The sequence below is a fragment of the Halioglobus japonicus genome (assembly GCF_001983995.1).
GTDB classification, from domain to species: Bacteria; Pseudomonadota; Gammaproteobacteria; order Pseudomonadales; family Halieaceae; genus Halioglobus; species Halioglobus japonicus.
Genome location: NZ_CP019450.1, coordinates 3,611,439 through 3,631,929, shown reverse-complemented (window position 1 = coordinate 3,631,929; position 20,491 = coordinate 3,611,439). Strand labels below are relative to the sequence as shown.

The window sequence follows — 20,491 nt, the reverse complement described above, 5'->3', positions numbered from 1 at the left end:
GGTCGGAGCACGCTTAGAGGGCCCGCTAGTTGAGCACGGTGCCAGAAGCAGGAGAGCCCCCCCCTACCGTCCTAAACCCTGATAAATCATGAGCTGTTCTAGGGGGGTAGGTATACGAGTTCTCACTCCCGGAGGGTTGAGAAAACGACAAACGAATCAAGAGTCCTTTTCAGAAACTGAGTCGACAGTGACCTCAAGGCTCCCCGACGCCAACCGGGTCGTAAGCGAAGTGCCTTTTGCAACCGAGGATGCGTCTGTGACGACCTTGCCGTCGGCGTCAGTGACAATGGCGTATCCACGGGCCAGGGTGGCCAGTGGGCTGAGTGAGTCGAGCATTTGCGCCAGGTGGGCGAGGCGATTGCGGGCGTCGGCCAGTTTGGTTTGCATGGCGCCTTCCAGGCGCTGTTGGCTGACGGTCAGGTCTTTCTGCATTTGCTGGATGCGGGGTAGTGGTGAATTCGCGTGCAGCCGGGATTCCAGCAGTGCCAACTCGTTCTTTTTGCGGGCCAGCAGGTTCTTCTGGGCGAGGATGAGGCGTTGTTCCAGGTCGTCCAGGCGCTGCGATTGCTCGCGCAGTTGGGCGCCAGGGTGCTTCAGGCGGGCGCGCAGGTGATCTAGTCGAGTCTGGGCGTCGGCCAGCTTGCGGCGCATCAGGCGTACCAGGTCCGCTTCCAGCTTTTTCAGGCGCGCCATTTGCTCGCGCTGATCCGGGCTCAGCATCTCGGCGGCGGCCGAGGGGGTGGGGGCGCGCTGGTCGGCCACCATGTCGGCGATGGAAAAATCCACCTCGTGGCCCACCGCGGAGACAATCGGCAGTTTGCTGGCGGCAATTGCCCGGGCCACGATCTCCTCATTAAAGGCCCAGAGGTCCTCCAGCGAACCGCCGCCGCGGCCGACGATGAGCGCGTCGAGCTGGACGTCGCCCGCTTCGTGGAGGCGATTGGCGCGCTCAATGGCAGCGACAATTTCCGGAGCGGCGCTGTCGCCCTGTACGGCCACCGGCAGAATGCTGACTTCAATCGCGGGGCAGCGGCGTTCCAGGACCGTGAGAATGTCGTGGATGGCGGCACCAGTGGGGGACGTGATGACGCCCAGATGAGACACGCTTTCCGGCAGCGGCTGCTTGCGATCGGCGTCGAACAGGCCCTCTGCCAGGAGTTTGGCTTTAAGCTTTTCGAAGGCCGCCTGCAGTGCACCGGCACCGGCCAGCTCCATGTGTTCGGCAATCAGCTGGAATTCCCCGCGCCCCTCGTAGAGCGAAACCCGGCAGCGCAGGCGGATATGGTCGCCATTTTCCGGGCGGAAGCGCAGGCGCTGGTTGCGGCCACGGAACATGGCGCAGCGTACCTGGGCATTGCCGTCTTTAAGCGAGAAGTACCAGTGGCCGGAGGAGGGGGCCGCGAAGTTGCTGATCTCGCCCTCGACCCAGACAAAGTCAAAATGGCTTTCCAGCAGTGAACGGGCCTGGCGATTGAGCTGGCTGACCGTCAGCGTGACCGGTTCAGGGACGTTGTTAAAAGGGTTCGACAAGTTGTACTTCTATTTACGGGAGGGACACCAAAGTTTTATAATTGCACGTTTACCTCAACCCCGCCAGCCGGAGACCCTCCTATGTTGCGAATTGCCCAGGAAGCCCTCACTTTCGACGATGTACTGCTGCTGCCCGGGTACTCGGAGGTCGTCGCAACCGATGTCTCACTGAAGTCCCGCCTCACCCGCGAAATTGAGCTCAATATCCCGCTGATTTCCGCCGCCATGGATACCGTTACCGAGCACCGCCTGGCCATTGCCATGGCCCAGGAAGGCGGTATCGGCATTATCCACAAGAGCATGACCATTGAGGAGCAGGCTGAACAGGTCCGCCGGGTCAAGAAGTTCGAAAGCGGTGTTGTTAAGGATCCCATTACGATTCAGCAGTCGGCCACGATTTCAGAGCTGCTAAAGCTGACCAATTCCCACGGTATTTCCGGGGTGCCGGTACTCAATGGCGAAGATCTGGTCGGTATTGTGACCCGCCGCGATCTGCGCTTTGAATCAGATCACACCAAGCTGGTCTCCGATATCATGACGCCCCGCGATAAGCTGGTTACCGTCAAAGAAGGGGCGAGTTCTGCCGAAGTACAGGGCCTGCTGCACCAGCACCGGATCGAGAAGATCCTGGTGGTGAACGACAATTTTGACCTGTGCGGCATGATTACCGTGAAGGACTTCGACAAGGCCGAGAGTTTTCCGGACGCCTGTAAGGATTCCTACGGTCAGCTCCGCGTGGGCGCCTCGGTCGGCACCAGTCCCGATACTGATGACCGGGTCGCAGCGCTGATCGGTGCGGGCGTGGACGTGCTCGTGGTGGATACCGCCCACGGGCACTCCAAGAATGTGATTGAACGCGTGCGCATGATCAAGGATGGCTATCCCTCGATTCAGGTGATCGGCGGCAACATTGCCACGGGTGCCGCGGCAATAGCGCTCGCGGATGCCGGCGCAGATGCGGTCAAGGTGGGTATCGGCCCCGGTTCTATTTGTACAACCCGGATTGTCACCGGTATCGGTGTACCGCAGATCTCAGCTATCGCCAATGTGGCCGAAGCCCTCGCAGATCGCGATGTACCGCTGATTGCCGACGGTGGCATCCGCTTCTCGGGTGACATCGCCAAGGCCTATGTCGCCGGTGCGCACTCGGTGATGATGGGTAGCATGTTCGCCGGTACCGAAGAGGCGCCGGGCGAAGTCGAGCTCTATCAGGGGCGTACCTATAAGGCATATCGCGGTATGGGGTCACTCGGCGCCATGTCCCAGACCCAGGGGTCCTCGGACCGCTACTTCCAGGATTCCAGCAAGGGCGCTGAGAAGCTGGTGCCCGAGGGCATTGAAGGTCGGGTACCTTACAAGGGTCCGGTGACAGCCATTATTCACCAGCTGATGGGTGGCGTGCGTGCTGCCATGGGCTACACCGGCAGTGTCGATATGGAAACCATGCGTTCCCGCCCCGAGTTTGCCCGGGTCACTGCAGCGGGCATGTCAGAGAGCCATGTCCACGATGTGTCGATTACCAAAGAAGCACCGAATTATCCGGTGCGCTAAATCACGGGGCCTGCGGGCCCCATTTTGTTTGTGGCCTACCACGCCTGACGTCGTGGCCAGAATGAATAAACAGGAAGCAGCATGAGCGCAGATATTCACGCCCAGAAAATTCTTATCCTCGATTTCGGTTCCCAGTACACCCAGCTGATCGCACGCCGCGTGCGTGAAGTCGGTGTGTATAGCGAGATACGCGCCTGGGACATGAGCGACGAGGACATTCACGAGTACAACCCCCAGGGCATTATTTTGTCGGGCGGTCCGGAATCCGTGGCGGCCGAGGCATCACCACGTGCACCGGCGCTGGTGTTTGAACTCGGGGTGCCGGTACTCGGTATTTGCTACGGCATGCAAACCATGGCCGAGCAGTTCGGCGGCAGGGTTCAGGGCTCGGATGTATCCGAGTTTGGTTACGCCCAGATTCGCCACGTCGGTAATGGCGGCCTGTTGCACGATATTCGCGACCACATTGATGATCAGGGTCGCGCCCTGATGGATGTGTGGATGAGCCACGGCGACAAGGTGGTTGAGCTGCCAGCCGATTTCGAGCTCACCGCAGAAACCGACAGCTGCCCGATTGCCGGCATGGCCCATAAAGAGAAACCTTTCTTCGGTATTCAGTTCCACCCGGAAGTCACGCATACCCACCAGGGCAAGCGCATCTTTGAGCACTTCGTGCTGGAGCTATGCGGCTGTGAGGTGCTGTGGACGCCGGCCAACATTGTCGAGGATGCCATTGCGCGGGTGCGCGAAACCGTGGGCACCGACAAAGTGCTGCTGGGCTTGTCCGGCGGTGTCGACTCCTCAGTGGTAGCAGCGCTGCTGCACCGGGCTATTGGCGAGCAGTTGACCTGCGTATTTGTGGACAACGGCCTGCTGCGCCTTAACGAGGGCGACGCAGTAATGGAAATGTTCGCCAATAATATGGGGGTGAAGGTCATCCGCGCTGACGCTGAAGATTTGTTCCTCGGCAAGCTGGCGGGCGAGGCGGACCCGGAAGCCAAGCGCAAGATCATTGGCAATACCTTTATCGATGTGTTCGATGCGGAAGCTGCCAAACTGCAGGATGTGAAGTGGCTGGCACAGGGCACGATTTACCCCGACGTAATTGAGTCCGCAGGCGCCAAGACCGGCAAGGCCCATGTGATCAAATCGCACCACAACGTAGGTGGCCTGCCCGAGGACATGAGCTTCGAGTTGGTAGAGCCGCTGCGCGAATTGTTCAAGGACGAAGTTCGTCAGATCGGTCTTGAGCTGGGCCTGCCCTATGACATGGTGTACCGCCACCCGTTCCCGGGCCCCGGTCTGGGTGTCCGCATACTCGGTGAGGTCAAGAAGGAGTACGCTGACCTGCTGCGTCTGGCGGACGATATCTTCATCAGCGAACTGCACAAATCCGGTTGGTACGAGAAAACCAGCCAGGCATTTGCGGTATTTCTCCCCGTAAAATCGGTGGGTGTGGTCGGCGATGCGCGCCGCTACGAATACGTCATCGCACTTCGTGCCGTTGAAACCGTGGACTTCATGACGGCGCGTTGGGCACACCTGCCCTACGATCTGCTCGAGCACGTGTCGAACCGGATCATCAATGAGATCTCTGGTGTTTCACGGGTGACCTACGACGTCAGCTCCAAGCCGCCTGCGACGATTGAGTGGGAGTAGTGACATGGGCTGTAAGGCCCATTTTTACTGACTTTTACCACTTGTAAACTACTTGAAAACACCCATTTTTGAGTGGTTTTTTGTAAACAAACTTGTAAACACGTGCCGCTACTGAAAATCGTAGGTGTATCAAGTATCTGATATTACAATGCTTGAAGTGGATACGCTCCACACCCAAGTCCATAATGTTCATAGTGACTTAGAAAAGGAGCGTTACTATGAACAGAGGGTAAGTATTGGCTGTCGACTTTGAGAAGCGAGAACTTGAAGACACACAGCAAAATTCTGACACCGACAATCAGTTGTTCTACCGCAACAAAACCAAAATCTGCAATGACGCAGTCACCATCTTTCAAACAGCAAAGAGTGGTGGCATTTGGCATATGCGTGCGTACGTCGGCGATGCTGACAAGTACTATCAAAAGAGTCTGCGAACTAAGGACAAAGCGAGTGCGATTGATAAGGCTACGTTAAGACTTTTGAGCAACGAACACGAAGAAAGCAGAGCATTCGTACTAACACGCACAAGTCGTTGAACAAGGCACAAGCCAACATTGAAGCAGTAGAGAAAGGCACATTTGGAGTAGGGCATTAAGTGACTGTCGTAACCTCGTAATATGAAATATAGAGCAGAAATTGATGGTCTAAGGGCATTGGCAGTAGTGCCGGTAATTCTATTTCACGCTGGCTTTGAGTTGTTTAGTGGTGGCTTTGTCGGTGTAGACGTTTTTTTTGTGATTAGCGGTTACTTAATCACAACAATCATTATTTCTGAGATGGCTGACGATAAATTCAGCATTGCCAATTTTTATGAGCGACGTGCCCGGCGAATTCTGCCCGCTTTATTTTTTGTTATGGCGGTAAGTCTTTCTTTTGCTTGGTTGTGGTTTGCTCCAAGCGATTTGAAATTATTTGGGCAGAGTATCTTAGCGGTGTCGACTTTTTGGTCAAATGTGCTCTTTTGGCGAAAAAGCGGATATTTTGAACCGTCAGCGGAGTTGAATCCATTGCTCCATACTTGGAGCCTAGCTGTCGAAGAACAGTTCTACATTATCTTCCCCATCTTTCTTTTGATTATGAAACGGTTTGGTCTCGCACGAACTTTAGGAAGCTTGTTTCTATTTTTCTTCGCTAGCTTAGCGTTGGCAGAGTTCGGAGCTTATGCGCATCCTTCGGCTACATTTTTCTTACTTCCCACGCGTGGCTGGGAGTTGTTGATAGGCGTTTTCGCTGCTTTTTACTTGAAAAGGCGAGGGTTCGTAGAGGGGAAGATTTTGAATGAAACCCTCAGCTTGCTTGGTCTTCTATTGATAGCGTATTCAATCTTTGTGTTTGATCATACAACACCGTTTCCCAGCTTGTTCGCCATTGTTCCAACCGTTGGTACTGGATTAGTGATCGTTTTTGCTAGACCTGAAACTACCGTTAGCAGACTACTAAGTTTCAGATTCATTGTAGGTATTGGATTAGTCTCCTACAGCGCTTACTTGTGGCATCAGCCGATCCTATCACTTGCTAGATACAAGTACTTCGATTTCTTGTCGCCCCCAGTTTTGTTGAGCTTGTGCCTCTTGTCATTGCTACTAGCGTGGTTCAGCTGGAGATTTATAGAAAGACCTTTTCGAAACAGACAGACCATCAGTCGGAGACAAGTTTTTGGATTATCACTTTCGTCGATTATGGTCTTTTGCTGTATCGGAGCGTTCCTACACTTCACAGATGGAAGATTGAACTCTTACCAGCCACACGAAAAGAAAGTTTATGAGGCATTCTTTGACTCCTCACGTTACGTTACAGAGACGCATAGAAAGATTCGGCTCAAAAGTTTCGACTCAGAAAATGATAATCATAAGATTTTAATTGTCGGAGATAGTCATTCTGAAGATCTCGTCAACGCAGTATTCGAAGCGCAGCTCAATGAGAATATAGATTTTTCGAGTTTTTATATCCCTGTCCGTTGTGGAGTACTATTCGTTGAGGACAAAAGCGATAGGGAGCAGCAGAACTTTAACTGTGTTGACTGGCGCGACTTTGACAATAAGTTTTTTCAGTTATTGTCTGAAGCCGATGAGGTATGGATAGCTTCTGCTTGGAGAATGCTTGATGGTCGTTATATGGACGCGTCGCTGAAAAATTTGTCAAGTCTCAATGGAAGAGTTACGGTTTTTGGGACAAAAGGGTTTGGCGATATTTCAGCCGCAGCATATAGAAAAATCGATAGCGAAAAATGGCAGCGTGATTATAGGAGTAAGGATGAAATTGAAGATAGTCGGAGTTTGAACGCTGAGATTGCAAGAGCAGTGGAGGCAAATGGCATGCGGTATATTGAAACGCAAGGGTTGTTCTGTCCCTCTAGCGAGCAATGCTCAAATTACCACTTGGAAAATTTGATTTCATACGATGGAAGTCATCTGACGCCATTTGGCGCCCGACTGCTGGGTGAGAGGCTTAAGACATTGCTTGCTAGCGAATCTCTGAAAACCAACTAGAAATCAGTGCTTTAATGTTCACAACACTAAAAATGTTAAACCTTTGAAAACAAAATGGTTACGTAAATTGAGCAGAGCAAAACGAAACACAAAATGTTTCAAAGATGTTGTAAACAAGAATTTTTTGCTCGCAAACCCTTGTGTAGCAAGGCTCTTTAATCGTGTAACTATTGAGTGGGAGTGAGTGGGCGAATCTGCTGCGGGTGAATGCCTGGCGCTTGAAGGCGCCGAGCTAACCCTGTACCGCCGGCCGTGGCCCGAGGTGGACACCGCTGGCCTGCTGGCGGAGCTGGTCGAGGCTACCCCCTGGCGGCAGGAAACCATCACCCTGTTCGGTAAGACCCATTTACAGCCGCGCCTGCTGTCCTGGTGCGGCGATGCCAATGCCAGCTACCGTTATTCCGGCAAAACCTATCAGCCGGAACCCTGGACACCGTTGCTCGATGATTTGCGCGGCCGCCTTGAGCGGTTGACGGGAGCATCGTTTAACAGTGTGTTACTCAACTACTACCGCGATCATCGCGACTCCATGGGGCTGCACGCCGACGATGAGCCGGAGCTCGGTCCACAGCCAACGATTGCATCCTTGAGCCTGGGAGAAGAGCGCAAGCTGATCTTCAGGCCGCGCGCCAAGGGCGAGGCCGGCAAGCTGGATATTCCGCTACCTGACGGCAGTGTGCTGGTGATGGCCGGTCAGACCCAGACCAACTGGAAACACGGTATTCGCAAGCTCAATCGGCCCTGCGGCCCACGGCTTAACCTGACGTTTCGCCAGATTATCTGAGCGCAGCTTCGACGTTGGCGTGCCGCGCCGCTGGGCTGGTCTATAGTGAATGCTTTCGCATATTGAGGATATGACGATGGCAGATTATATCCCCCTGCGCTGGACTGGGTGCGTAAACAGGTTGAGCTTTACGAGAGCAGTGGTGGCAAGGAGGGCTATCTCCTGGACGGCACAGACATGCCCTGCGTTTTGTTCACGCACATTGGCGTGAAGTCCGGTGCGTTGCGCAAAACGCCTGTGATGCGGGTGGAAGTGGATGGCGCCTATGTGTTGATCGGGTCGATGGGTGGCCAGCCCCAGAATCCTGCCTGGGTTGCGAATCTTCGCGCCAGTCCCGATATCACCCTGCGCGATCGTGAGCAGGTGTTTGAGATGACGGTGCGCGAAGTGGATGACCCCGCCGAGCGAGAAAAGCTCTGGGCAGCTGCCGTGGCCGCATACACCGATTACGATGCCTATCAGGCCAAGACCGATCGCGTGATTCCCGTCTTTGTTGCAGAGCAACGCTGAGCCTAATATTGTTGCGACACTTATCAGGAACTTTTCACGGAGGAAAATCTCTGCATGTCGCAACTCCCCTCACTTGAATCGCTGGCCTGGCGAACGCGGCCGGGTATTCTCGGCGCTCATTCGGCAAGTCCCGAAAGCATCCATGCGTTGCTCGGCTACTATCTGCGCGATCGCAACTCGCCCAGCCCTTACCCGGGTAGAGATGGCTTGCTCGACGGTAGTCTGTTTGACTGGGGGGTGGCTCCGCCACTTGAAAAAGTTATCCGCGGTCCGGAGGAACTGTCGCTGCTGTTAGGAATGCCCGAAGTGTACCGGCAGGCAGTGCATGTGGTGGAGCCCTGGAAGAATGTCGGCATTAATCTGCAGGGCGAGGAGGTGCGCGCCTCCAAGAACGTCGCTTATATTCTCCAGCAGGTTGCGGATCTCGATACCGTGCTTTACCCGATGTGGGACAGCGGTGTGTTCGACGCCAGGCGTCTCGCCCATGCCACCAGCGCTGGGATTGCCACTGTGGTGCAGGGCGGCAACCCCTCTGCCTACGATCCCGCAAGCTTTGCGGGAAGCGCCGCAAGCCTGGAGCAGATGCTTAGTTTCACCGACGAGCTGTTGCTGCGTCGATCAACCGACAGTGGGCCGAGTATTTTCATTTGCCTGGGGCATCAGTTGGCCGCGGTGTCGCAGATACGCCTGCTGCGCCGTGCGGTGAACGAGATCGAGGCACTGGCTTATCTTTCGCTGGATGAAGAGGGTAGGGCGCTCGAGAGCCTGCGGCGTGTTGCCGGCAAAATCCGCCAGATGGGTGCCAGCCTGCAGGTGATTAAAAATGGCGAGTGCATTGCAGACGGTTGGGGGCATCCCAGGTTCGCCGTCGCCCGCAACGAGGGTGTAGAGGTTGGCACGCGGCAGTTACTGCCCTATCGCGATCGCGCCCACAGCCATATTCCGCTGGAACTCAACGATACCCATGCCCTGGTGGCCGATGATCTCGACGGGGTTATCGATACACTGATGAGCCATGAGCGCACGCTGGAAATCGAGATGTTCCACAGTGATGAGGTGAATCTGGAGGCGGCGCTGTTTGCCAACTGGGCCTTCAAGTTACTGCACGATTCACTGGTGCCACTGCGCTATCAGGTCGCAGTAAGTCCTCTGGCCTGGTTGTTGAGCCTGCCTTATGCGGTGGAGATACTCTCTCAGACCCAGGTGGATGAGGAACACTGGACTGAAGTCTCCACAACCTGCATTTACTATAAAGACTGGGAGACGCATACGCTGCGACGCTCCTTTACCTGCCAATTCCACCCCGAACTGATGGCTGATATTCGCGACATTGGCAAGCGTGAGGGGCCGCGTTATGCGGAATTGAAAGACAACGATGGAGCGCGCTTGCTGGTGCGTCTGCTTTACCACGGGATGCAGGAATAACGCCCGCAGGTGGTGTTTCTGCTGTGCCCACTTGGTACCATGCGCCCCCTGGAGGGCAGCGACCTGCGGCCGCAATCTGACTGAGTAGCCATGACATTAATAGCAGAACATGAGCAGTGGATGCGCCGGGCCCTGGCCCTGGCGGACCGCGCTGAGAATGAAGGTGAAGTGCCTATCGGCGCCGTGTTGGTGCGCGACGGCCAGCTGTTGGGTGAGGGCTGGAATTCGGTTATTGCTTACTCCGACCCCACTGCCCACGCAGAGGTGGTGGCCATGCGCGATGCCGCCAAATTGGTGGGTAACTACCGGCTGCCGGGCACAACCCTGTACGTCACGCTTGAGCCCTGCACCATGTGCGTAGGTGCCATGATTCACGCCCGGGTCGAGCAACTGGTGTTTGCCGCCCGAGAACCCCGGGCCGGTGCCGTGTGCAGTACCAGTAACCTGTTGGATGATCCTCGATACAATCACGCCGTGAAGTGGCAGGAAGGTGTGCTGGCCGAGGAGAGCTCCTCGCGCCTAAAGGCCTTTTTCAAGGCGCGTCGGGCTTAGGCTCCGCCGCCGCCCTCGGGGTAGTCCCCCAGCTCTATCTCGGGCGCGTCGTCGAGCTCTTCGGGCAGTTTACGCCCGCGCCAATACCACACCGACCACAGCGACAACGCGTAAATCAGCAGTAGCGGGCCGGCCAGCGCCGGGCGTTCGCTGGCCGCAAATTCGGCGATCTCGGCCATATCGAATTCAGCGATGACGGCCCAGCTGTGGCGACCAATGCTCAGCGGTGCAAAGCCCGACATCACCGGTATGCCGCGGTAGTCATCAACCACCATGCGACCCTGCTCGCCCGCCAGTGCGCGCGCGACCGAAGGTGAGTCCACCGTTTGCAACAGCACAGTGCTTTCCTCACTGAAGCGTGAGTTGCTGCGCATCAGCAGGTCCTCGCCCACCACGTAGGTCTCGCCGCTGTCGCCCATGCCATCGGTGTAATTCATGATGCTGAGAATGTGGTCGGTGGGCAGCTGCAGTGCCATGACACCCAGAAATTCCTCGTCGGGAGAGACGATGGCCGTCGCAATGAAAATAGCCGGCGCGTCGGCGCTGGGTCCGTAGCGGCGCATATCACTGACTGCGATGACCTGGCTGGCGGCACCATTGCGCGCAATGGTGAAAACTTCGCCCAGCCCGGTATCGGCCCAGGGGCCATCCACCAGATTGGTGGCGAAATCGTCTTCTTTCTCGACGGTGTAGTAAATGTCGCCCTCGGGGCCGATCAGGAAGAAATCATAATAGCCGCGGTGAGTGACGAACTGACGCGCGACCGGGTGCGTGCGAGCGTGCAAATCGCTGTAGGCGCTGCCGTCGCCAGGGTCGTCGAGGTTGAGTAGAAACCCGGCGGGGTGGGGGTTGTCATAGATGTAGAGTGCGCGCAGACGCTGGTCAAAACCTTCGCCCTCGTCGTCCCACAGCGTGTTCAGCTGTATCTGGCTGTTGACGATGCCCTCGTTGCGGCTCCAGAAGCGCAGCTCGGCCTGGGCCGTGGCGAAATATTCCTGCAGTGCGCCACGGCGCAACTCGGCGAGTAGCTGTGCACGGTCGCCGATATAGCCTTGGTAATAACGCAGGTTCCACTGACTGTATCCAAATATCAGGACCGCAATCATGACCGCCAGTGCCGCTGCCCAACCCAGCCAGAACTTCATGCTTTGGCCTCCTTGTCGACTTCGCCAACGCCGAACAGGAGCAGCCGGTCGCGAACGAGCGCGTCGACAGCCTGCCAGGTAAATGAAAACTGCTCGAACTCGTCCTGGCTGACGCGTTCCCGTTCCAGGTCGCCCACCACTTGTTCGAGAATATCCATCAAGCGGTGCTTATGCCCCAGCATGGACTGAATGTTCTGGTCGTGGCGAACGGTGGCCGCAAGACTCATCAGCTCCTTATTGAAGTCATGCATGCGCATGCGTCGCGACCGAACCCAGTGGGTACGCAGAGCCAGTAATGCGGAGCAGATAATTGCCACCATATACAGAATGGCCGATACCAGGCGCGCGTTCTGCTGCATGATGCCGGGCTTCTCCCGGTCGTACCATGCCTGTGCACCGGGGTGGGTGCTGATCACACTATTGGCGTCATCGGCAATGGGTGCGATAAACCCTGCCAGCAGGCTGTGGTCGAGAATTTCCGAGCGGTTCTGGAAAATTGCCTGGGTAAGCCGGTACACCAGGTGCTCATCCATATCGGCGCGAGTCACCAGCAGCCGGTTGACCACGGCCGTATCCAGGTGTTGCTCGGGCAGGGCGGGGCTGCCGCGGTATGAGCCTCGCGGAATAATGCCCGGCGATATGGCCGGTTGCTTGAGCCCCAGTGCCTCTGACTGGCCGATCCCAATCAGCCGTAATTGTTTGTCCCTGACCAACTCACGAATGGCCTCGTTGCCTGGCGCCCGCACGCGGAACACGGCGTCTATCTGCCCCTGCTCCATGGCAAAGTTGGCCGCGGCCTCGGCCATGGGCAGTGCCTCGGGAATCTCGTTGGCGATGCCGTAGTGTCTGGCCAGGAATTGGAATGAGCTGAATTGACCGCTGCTGGTAGGCGGCACGGCGATGCGCTGGTTAGCCAGGTCACTAAAAGCGGTAATGCCACTCCCTTCACTGGCAATCAGATGATAGGCGTCCTGGTACAGCGAGGTGACGGCGGCAATTTCATCGGAGACCCGGGAGTCAGCCTGGATAGTGGCGAAGGCGACTCTATTGTCGTTCAGGAATTGTACGTTCTGGGTGCTGCCGCCACTCTCGAACACGGTGAGCGTAAACCCGAGGTCCTTTTCGTTGAGCACCGTGGCAATGGCCTGGGTCAGCGCCAGTGATTCGCTGCCGGCGGGGCCGCCGGCAATCGCCAGGCGCTGGTCGCGGGCGGTTCCCAGCCAGATCACCAGTGCGGCGAGTGTCATCAGCCAGACAGCGGCGATGAGAATCACTCTGAGGCGGGGCGATAGCAGTTTCAAGACGGGGGTCTCTGGTTTTGAAGGCGAAGATTATAAGCACCATTGAAGGTGTATTGGAATGACTTTGGCGGTCTTCTACAGCGCTTGCAGCTGCACTGACCTGACTTGCTCAGGCACCAGCGGCGCTACGTCAATCGGAGGCAGGGGTTGCTGTGCCGCGATGTCCTGCCAGGCCAGAATGCCTTGGTAGTGGCGGATATTCTGCACGTAGGTGGCGGCTTCCTGGCCCCTGGCGTAGCCGTAACGCAGGGTTTCGAAATAGCGGCTCTTCTCCAGCAGCGGGATGTATTGCAGCACGTCTTCCCACAGGTGCGGGTCGCCACCCATGCGCTCGGTAAGCACCCGCGCATCCGACAGGTGACCACGGCCAATGTTGTAGGCCGCCAGGGCCATGTAGGTGCGATCGGGTTCGTAGATATCGTCCGGCAGCCGGCGCTTCAGGGTTTTGAAGTAGCGCGCGCCGCCGCGCAGGCTTTGCAGGGCATCGGTACGGTTGGTCACGCCCATTTCGCGCGCTGTGGGCAGGGTCAGCATCATCATGCCGCGCACGCCGGTGGGTGATTCGGCCTTCGGGTCCCAGTGTGATTCCTGATAGGCAATGGCCGCCAGCAGGTGCCAGTCCAGCTGGAATTCCCGGGCCACTTTTTCGATCATGGGTCGGTATTCTGGCAGCGTGCGCTCCATGCTGAGCGTAAAGGTGTGCGAGCCAATGCGGGGGATAATTCGGGTGTTGCCAAAGTGTTCCTTGCGCAGCTGCTCCAGGGTGCCGTCGGCCTGCAATTGTTCCAGGAAAACATCCATCTCAGCCTTGAGGCGCGTGTTGTCGCTGATCGGCGGCAGATACCACACCATGTCCTGGGCGGAGCCCAGATCGAACGCCACTTTTAAGCGCGGATACAGGCGCTGCTGCACTTCAAATTCGTTGGAGTCCACCAGCGCCACGTCAGCGCGCTGCTCGTTGATCTCCTCCAGGAGTTCCATGGAGTCCGCTTCGGCCAGCTCCCGCCATTCCAACTGCGGGTAACCGCCATCGCGCAGGGCCTCCATAGCCCGCGCATGACTGGAACCTGCCAGTACAACGATGTCCATGTCGAGCATGCCTTTGACATCGCGGGGCCGAAAACTGCCCGCCCGGTAAACGACCTGCGGTTGAATTTCGTAGTAGGGCACGCTGTGTGGATAGCGGTCTTCCCGCTCGCCTGTCAGAGACAGGCCCGCGGCGGCGAAGTGGGCTTCATTGCGATCCAGGGTGGTAAAGATATCCGCCAGGGAAAAGGCGGGCTGCATATGGAGTTTGACACCGAGGTGCTCGGCGAAGCGGCTGGCGAGGGCGTGCTCAAAGCCGGCCGGCCCGCTCTTGTCGATAAACCAGGTGGTGGGGCTGTTGCGGCTGATAACGTGGAGCTCGCCGCTGTCCTGGATCTGGCTCAGGGCATCCGGTCGGGCACAGCCGACGAGGAGCATCGTGCAGCACAGGTTGAGAATAAACAGCAGGCGAAACATGGTTTTATTCTAGCGCGTTGGCGGTGCGCTCCACAGGCACTATTACCGTGGCACCGGGGCTGAAATCAGTTACGGACAGCGGTCAGTTGCTGTACAATGCCGCCTCGAAAAATCACCCCTTTCAGGACACTAGAATGCTGACCCTGCGCGGTGCACCGGCCCTCTCTGCTTTCCGTCTGGACAAGCTGGCACAGAAACTTTCTGCAATTCACCCTGAGATCAAACTCCTGCACACGGAGTTCGTTCATTTCGCCGACCTGGCAGAGCCGCTGGCAGCAGACCGCGAACAGGTGTTGGCCCGGCTCCTCGAGTACGGCCCCACCATTAGCGAGGACGGCCACGTGGGTGAGGGCGAGGCCAGCGAACTGGTACTGGTGACGCCGCGCCCGGGCACGATCTCGCCCTGGTCGAGCAAGGCCACCGACATTGCCCATAACTGCGGCCTGCAGGAAATCACCCGGGTTGAGCGCGGCCTGGCGTATCATCTGGCGCTGCCGGCGACCTTGTCCGACGAGCAACATCAGGCTGTCATCGGTTTGTTGCACGACCGCATGACTGAAAGTGTCTTCAGCCGTCTCGAAGATGCCGAGGCCCTGTTCAGCCACGCCGAGCCGGCACCCATGACATCCGTCGACGTACTTGGCGGTGGCAGGGCGGCACTCGAGCAGGCTGACCAGACCCTGGGTCTGGCGCTGGCCGACGATGAGATCGACTACCTGGTGGAGAGCTTCCAGCAGCTGGGCCGCAACCCCAACGATGTCGAGTTGATGATGTTTGCCCAGGCAAACTCCGAGCACTGCCGCCACAAGATATTCAATGCCAGCTGGAGCATCGATGGCGAGGACCAGGAACTGTCCCTGTTCAAGATGATCCGCAATACCAATGAGCAGGGCGGTGAGAATGTTCTCTCCGCCTACTCCGATAACGCGGCGGTGGTGGCTGGTCATCACGCAGGTCGTTTTTATCCCGACCCGGACAGCTGCGAATACAGCTTCTCTCAGGAAAACATCCACCTGTTAATGAAGGTGGAAACCCACAATCACCCCACGGCCATTGCGCCGTTCCCGGGGGCGGGCACCGGCTCGGGCGGTGAGATCCGCGACGAGGGTGCTGTGGGTCGCGGTTCCAAGCCCAAGGTGGGCCTCACCGGTTTCTCTGTGTCCAACCTGAATATTCCCGGCTACGAGCAGCCCTGGGAGAGTGCCTACGGCAAGCCCGGCCGTATCGTGTCTGCCCTGGACATCATGCTCGAAGGTCCCATCGGCGGCGCCGCATTCAATAACGAATATGGTCGTCCCAATCTCTGTGGTTACTTCCGCAGCTTCGAGCTGGAGGCGCCTGGCGTTAACGGCGACGAAGTCCGTGGATATCACAAGCCCATCATGATTGCCGGTGGCTACGGCAACATTCGTGAAGAGCATGTCGAGAAGGGCGAGTACCGCCCCGGCGCCAAATTGATTGCCCTGGGTGGCCCGGCCATGCTGATTGGTCTGGGCGGAGGCGCGGCCTCTTCCATGGCCAGTGGTCAGAGTGCCGAAGATCTGGACTTTGCCTCCGTGCAACGCCAGAACCCGGAGATTGAACGCCGCTGTCAGGAAGTGATTGACCGCTGCTGGCAGCTGGGCGAAGACAACCCGATTGCCTTTATTCATGACGTGGGTGCCGGCGGTCTGTCCAATGCCTTCCCCGAGCTTGTCAAAGACGGCAACCGTGGCGGTAAATTCGAACTGCGCAACGTGCCCAACGATGAGCCGGGTATGTCGCCCCTGGAAATCTGGTGCAACGAGTCCCAGGAGCGCTACGTGATGGCCGTTGAGCCTGAGAACCTGGCGCGCTTTGAAGAAATCTGTGAGCGTGAACGCTGCCCCTATGCTGTGGTCGGTGAGGCTACTGAGGAAATGCACCTAAGCCTGACGGATGCCCACTTCGGCAATGCTCCAGTCGACCTGCCCATGTCGGTGTTGTTCGGCAAGCCGCCGCGTATGCACCGCGAAATCAACCGGGTGAACGTTGCCCAGCAGTCGCTGGACATTGGTATAGATATCAACGAAGCCGCGGAGCGCGTCCTGCAACTGCCCGCCGTGGCCAGCAAGAACTTCCTGATCACCATTGGCGACCGCACCGTCACCGGCATGGTTGCCCGCGACCAGATGGTCGGCCCCTGGCAGGTGCCGGTAGCAGATTGCGCCGTAACCACCGTGTCCTACGATTCCTTTGCTGGCGAAGCTATGGCCATGGGCGAGCGCACACCGCTGGCCCTGCTCGACGGCCCGGCCTCTGGGCGTATGGCTGTGGCCGAAGCCATCACCAATATTGCCGCAGCCAGTATTGCCGATATTCGCGACATCAAGCTCTCCGCTAACTGGATGTGTGCCGCCGGCTACGGCGCTGAAGACGAAGCGCTCTACGATACCGTGCGCGCCGTTGGTATGGAGTTCTGCCCCGAGGTGGGCCTGACGATTCCGGTGGGCAAGGACTCCATGTCCATGCGCACCACCTGGCGCGATGGCGATGAGGACAAGGCGGTCACCGCACCGATGTCCCTCATTGTGTCTGCCTTCTCGCCGGTGACTGATGCGCGCCTTTCCGCCACACCGCAACTGCAGCCCGAAGCGGATGCCAGCCTGGTCCTGATTGATCTTGGCCGCGGCGCAAACCGCCTGGGTGGCTCCGCACTGGCCCAGACCTGTGGCCAGCTGGGTGACACCGCACCGGATATTGCCGCTGCCGACCTGAAAGCCTTCTTCAACCTGGTGCAGGAGCAACTGCAGGCGGGCAAACTGCTGGCCTACCACGACCGCTCCGACGGCGGCCTGCTGGTGACGCTGGCGGAAATGGCCTTCGCGGGGCACTGTGGCCTGGCGGTGGATGTGGCGGCAGTTCCCGGTGACGATGTTGCCTGCCTGTTCAACGAAGAGGCCGGTGCCGTACTGCAGGTGGCTAATGCCGACCTGGCCACGCTGCAGGCGCGGGCCACGGAGCTTGGCCTGGGTAATTGCACACACGTGATTGGCGCCGCAGTGAGCGGTGATCGTTTGGCGATTAATGACGGTGAGCGCGAAGTGATTGCCGGTCAGCGGTCGGATATTCAGCGTTTGTGGGCGCGTACCAGCTACGAGATTCAGGCGCTGCGGGATAACCCGGACTGCGCCCGGGAAGAATTCGAGCGCATAGGTACCGGCGAGGCAGGGCTGTCTGCCAGCCTGAGCTTTGACCCCGCCGAGGATGTGGCCGCGCCGATGATTAACACCGGCGTGCGGCCACGGATTGCCGTGCTGCGTGAGCAGGGCGTCAATGGTCACGTGGAGATGGCCGCGGCCTTCCACAAGGCAGGCTTCGCCACGTATGACGTGCACATGAGCGATATTCTCGGTGGTCGTGTGGGCCTCGCGGACTTCAAGGGCCTGGTGGCCTGCGGCGGTTTCTCCTACGGCGACGTCCTCGGCGCCGGTGAGGGCTGGGCCAAGAGCATTTTGTTCAACGAGGCGGTGCGCGAAGAGTTCAGCGCATTCTTCGATCGCGACGACAGCTTCACGCTGGGGGTGTGTAACGGCTGCCAGATGGTCTCTACCCTGAAAGACCTGATTCCGGGTGCCGGGCACTGGCCGCGCTTTGTGCGCAACCGCTCCGAGCAGTTTGAGGCTCGCCTGGCGCTGGTGCAGGTCCAGGAGAGCCCCTCCATCCTGCTCGACGGCATGGCCGGTTCACATATGCCGATTGCCGTGGCCCACGGCGAAGGTCGCGCCGAATTTGCCGACGCCAACGCGCTGGCGACCTGTGAGAGCAGCGGCACCATTGCCATGCGTTATGTCGAGGGTGATCTGGCGGTAGCCGAGCGCTATCCCGCCAACCCCAACGGCTCGCCCAATGGCATTACCGGCCTGACCAGTGAAGACGGCCGCGCCACCATCATGATGCCGCACCCGGAGCGGGTTTTCCGCACCGTGCAGTATTCCTGGGAGCCCGAGGGCTGGGGTGAAGACGCGGGCTGGCTGCGTCTGTTCCGCAACGCGCGCCGCTGGTTAGGGTAATTTTCCCATTCGCCGGCCCTTGAAGCCCGGGCCGGCGCCCCATCGACTCCATAACGGCCTTTGTGGCAGATGGCCTAACACCTATATAATGTCGCCTTTTTTCGCCGGCTGAACCGGCACATGAAGTGAATACATGCTGAATAAATATCCCCTGTGGAAATACCTGTTGGTACTGTTCGTGGTCGGTTTAGGCCTCGTATACGCAGCCCCCAACCTCTACAAGCCCGACCCTGCGCTGCAGATTACCGGCGAGAGCAGTGCCCAATTGATGGATGAAGACATCATGGGGCGCGCACTCACGGCTCTGGATGAAGCCGGTATCGAGCATTTTGGCGAGTTGATTGATCCCAAGGGGCGCAACGGTCTGGTTCGGCTGCGCGACGCCGAGGAGCAGCTCGTGGCTCAGGCCCGGGTTTCACGGGTATTGGGCGATGGCTTTATTGTCGCGTTGAACCTGGCCCCAACCACGCCGCAGTGGCTCAGCGATATCGGCGCGCAGCCGGTCAAGCTCGGCCTCGACCTGCGTGGTGGCGTGCACTTCAAGCTCGAAGTGGATGTCGATGCCGCGATCGAGCGGCGCATGGAGTACTACCTCAACGCCACCAAACGCGCTCTGCGTGAAGACCGCATCCGCGGCTACGTGAACCTCGATCAGCAGGGCCGCCTGGAAACCAAATTCAAGAGCGAGAGCCTGCGTGAACAGGCCCGCGCCGTCATCGCCGAAAACCACCCCGAGCTGGTGCTGGACCGGGTTGATGAAGAGGGCAGCTGGAATCTCTACGCCAATATGACCGAGGCCTCGCGCAAGGAAATTGCCGATTATGCGGTCAGCCAGAACCTCACCACCCTGCGCAATCGTGTGAACGAGCTGGGTGTATCCGAGCCGCTGGTACAGCGCCAGGGCCAGAACCGCATTGTGGTTGAGTTGGCGGGTATTCAGGACACCGCCGAAGCCAAGCGTATTCTCGGCAAGGTGGCCAACCTGGAATTCCGCATGGTGGCGCGTCTGGAAGCGCCGGCAGCTGACAAGCAGCGGTTTGAATATCGCAGCGCCGATCGCGCCGGTATGAGCGAATGGCTGGAGCGCGACGTAATTCTCACCGGCGAGCGGGTTAGCAATGCCCAGGCCAGCTTTGACCAGAACGGCATGCCCAACGTGCAGATCAGCCTCGACAACGAGGGCGGCACGGCCATGTCACGGGCCACGCGCAACAATATCAAGCGTCGCATGGGCGTCCTGTTTATCGAGCGCAAGTACCGCACTCGTTATGAGATGCAGGAAGACGGCACCGAAATTGCCATCAAAACCCCCTATGATGAAAAGAAACTGCTGACCGCTCCGGTTATTCAGAGCGCCCTGGGTGCCCAGTTCCAGATCACAGGCCTGGACAGCCCCATGGAAGCGGCCGAACTGGCCCTGATGCTGCGCGCCGGTGCACTGGCGGCCCCTATTTCATTTGTTGAAGAGCGTACCGTTGGCCCCTCACTGGGTGCCGAGAACATTCGCCTGGGCGTGAAGTCAGTGCAGATTGGTCTCGCCCTGGTCGTGGTGTTCATGATCCTCTACTACCGTGTATTCGGCGTGGCGGCGGTCATTGCCCTGTCTGCGAACCTGGTGCTGCTCATCGCCTTTATGTCCATTATTGGAGCCACCCTCACACTGCCGGGTATTGCCGGTATCGTGCTGACGGTTGGTATGGCGGTGGACGCCAACGTGCTCATATTCTCGCGAATACGCGAGGAGCTCAGAAATGGGCTATCGCCACAAATGGCCATTCATGCCGGTTACGAGCGTGCCGTCTCCACCATTCTTGACGCCAATATCACCACCCTGATTGTTGCCGTCATTCTGTACGCCGTGGGCACCGGCCCTGTGAAAGGCTTTGCGGTGACCCTGTCTGTGGGTATTGTGACCTCCATGTTCACTGCGATCATGGGTACGCGCGCCATTACCAACCTGATTTACGGCGGCCGCCGTGTCGAGAAGCTGTCCATCGGGGGAGGCGTATAA

General features: G+C 58.2%; 13 protein-coding genes. 9 read left to right on the top strand and 4 right to left on the bottom strand.

Features of this window, described 5'->3' with window-relative positions:
- Nucleotides 1-156 precede the first annotated feature (156 nt).
- Nucleotides 157-1,530 carry an exodeoxyribonuclease VII large subunit gene (xseA, locus tag BST95_RS17050; RefSeq protein WP_084200673.1) on the bottom strand — a complete coding sequence of 458 codons (1,374 nt, stop codon included), beginning with the start codon at nucleotides 1,528-1,530 and terminating at the stop codon, nucleotides 157-159.
- Nucleotides 1,531-1,611: 81 nt separating this feature from the next.
- On the opposite strand from xseA, the gene guaB reads away from it, so the two are divergent.
- From guaB to tadA, 7 genes are all read left to right on the top strand, one after another.
- On the top strand, nucleotides 1,612-3,081 hold the full coding sequence (guaB, locus tag BST95_RS17045) for an IMP dehydrogenase (RefSeq protein ID WP_084200672.1): 1,470 nt from the start codon (nucleotides 1,612-1,614) through the stop codon (nucleotides 3,079-3,081).
- A gap of 81 nt (nucleotides 3,082-3,162) precedes the next feature.
- Nucleotides 3,163-4,740, top strand: a complete 1,578-nt coding sequence (gene guaA / locus BST95_RS17040) for a glutamine-hydrolyzing GMP synthase (protein ID WP_084200671.1) — start codon at nucleotides 3,163-3,165, stop codon at nucleotides 4,738-4,740.
- Nucleotides 4,741-5,357: 617 nt separating this feature from the next.
- Nucleotides 5,358-7,229, top strand: coding sequence for an acyltransferase family protein (locus BST95_RS17030; RefSeq protein WP_084200669.1), 1,872 nt, complete (start codon nucleotides 5,358-5,360; stop codon nucleotides 7,227-7,229).
- A gap of 184 nt (nucleotides 7,230-7,413) precedes the next feature.
- Nucleotides 7,414-8,013, top strand: a complete 600-nt coding sequence (locus BST95_RS17025) for an alpha-ketoglutarate-dependent dioxygenase AlkB family protein (protein ID WP_084200668.1) — start codon at nucleotides 7,414-7,416, stop codon at nucleotides 8,011-8,013.
- A 108-nt stretch (nucleotides 8,014-8,121) separates the two neighbouring features.
- A complete protein-coding gene (locus BST95_RS17020; RefSeq protein WP_229801611.1) occupies nucleotides 8,122-8,523 on the top strand; it encodes a nitroreductase family deazaflavin-dependent oxidoreductase in 402 nt (133 codons plus the stop codon).
- Nucleotides 8,524-8,577: 54 nt separating this feature from the next.
- The gene (locus tag BST95_RS17015) at nucleotides 8,578-9,948 is read left to right on the top strand and encodes a hypothetical protein (protein WP_084200666.1); all 1,371 of its coding nucleotides are present in this window, start codon (nucleotides 8,578-8,580) and stop codon (nucleotides 9,946-9,948) included.
- A 90-nt stretch (nucleotides 9,949-10,038) separates the two neighbouring features.
- Nucleotides 10,039-10,500, top strand: coding sequence for a tRNA adenosine(34) deaminase TadA (gene tadA / locus BST95_RS17010; protein WP_066050234.1), 462 nt, complete (start codon nucleotides 10,039-10,041; stop codon nucleotides 10,498-10,500).
- On the opposite strand, the gene BST95_RS17005 is transcribed toward tadA, so the two are convergent.
- From BST95_RS17005 to mltF, 3 genes are all read right to left on the bottom strand, one after another.
- Nucleotides 10,497-11,645: a cache domain-containing protein gene (locus BST95_RS17005; protein WP_084200665.1), complete on the bottom strand. Its 1,149-nt coding sequence runs from the start codon at nucleotides 11,643-11,645 to the stop codon at nucleotides 10,497-10,499. The two genes, tadA and BST95_RS17005, sit on opposite strands and share 4 nt — an antisense overlap.
- On the bottom strand, nucleotides 11,642-12,946 hold the full coding sequence (locus BST95_RS17000) for a TAXI family TRAP transporter solute-binding subunit (protein WP_146004139.1): 1,305 nt from the start codon (nucleotides 12,944-12,946) through the stop codon (nucleotides 11,642-11,644). The genes BST95_RS17005 and BST95_RS17000 overlap by 4 nt, the downstream gene beginning before the upstream one ends.
- Nucleotides 12,947-13,021: 75 nt before the next feature.
- On the bottom strand, nucleotides 13,022-14,449 hold the full coding sequence (gene mltF, locus BST95_RS16995; RefSeq protein ID WP_084200663.1) for a membrane-bound lytic murein transglycosylase MltF: 1,428 nt from the start codon (nucleotides 14,447-14,449) through the stop codon (nucleotides 13,022-13,024).
- A 134-nt stretch (nucleotides 14,450-14,583) separates the two neighbouring features.
- On the opposite strand from mltF, the gene purL reads away from it, so the two are divergent.
- Nucleotides 14,584-18,480, top strand: a complete 3,897-nt coding sequence (gene purL, locus BST95_RS16990) for a phosphoribosylformylglycinamidine synthase (protein WP_102106076.1) — start codon at nucleotides 14,584-14,586, stop codon at nucleotides 18,478-18,480.
- A gap of 133 nt (nucleotides 18,481-18,613) precedes the next feature.
- On the top strand, nucleotides 18,614-20,491 hold the full coding sequence (gene secD, locus BST95_RS16985) for a protein translocase subunit SecD (protein WP_084200662.1): 1,878 nt from the start codon (nucleotides 18,614-18,616) through the stop codon (nucleotides 20,489-20,491).

Coding starts and splice junctions, on each gene's coding strand:
- BST95_RS17005 (WP_084200665.1), bottom strand. CDS start 11,645: ATGAAGTTCTGGCTGGGTTGGGCAGCGGCACTGGCGGTCATGATTGCG.
- tadA (WP_066050234.1), top strand. CDS start 10,039: ATGACATTAATAGCAGAACATGAGCAGTGGATGCGCCGGGCCCTGGCC.
- purL (WP_102106076.1), top strand. CDS start 14,584: ATGCTGACCCTGCGCGGTGCACCGGCCCTCTCTGCTTTCCGTCTGGAC.
- guaA (WP_084200671.1), top strand. CDS start 3,163: ATGAGCGCAGATATTCACGCCCAGAAAATTCTTATCCTCGATTTCGGT.
- mltF (WP_084200663.1), bottom strand. CDS start 14,449: ATGTTTCGCCTGCTGTTTATTCTCAACCTGTGCTGCACGATGCTCCTC.
- secD (WP_084200662.1), top strand. CDS start 18,614: ATGCTGAATAAATATCCCCTGTGGAAATACCTGTTGGTACTGTTCGTG.
- BST95_RS17030 (WP_084200669.1), top strand. CDS start 5,358: ATGAAATATAGAGCAGAAATTGATGGTCTAAGGGCATTGGCAGTAGTG.
- guaB (WP_084200672.1), top strand. CDS start 1,612: ATGTTGCGAATTGCCCAGGAAGCCCTCACTTTCGACGATGTACTGCTG.
- BST95_RS17015 (WP_084200666.1), top strand. CDS start 8,578: ATGTCGCAACTCCCCTCACTTGAATCGCTGGCCTGGCGAACGCGGCCG.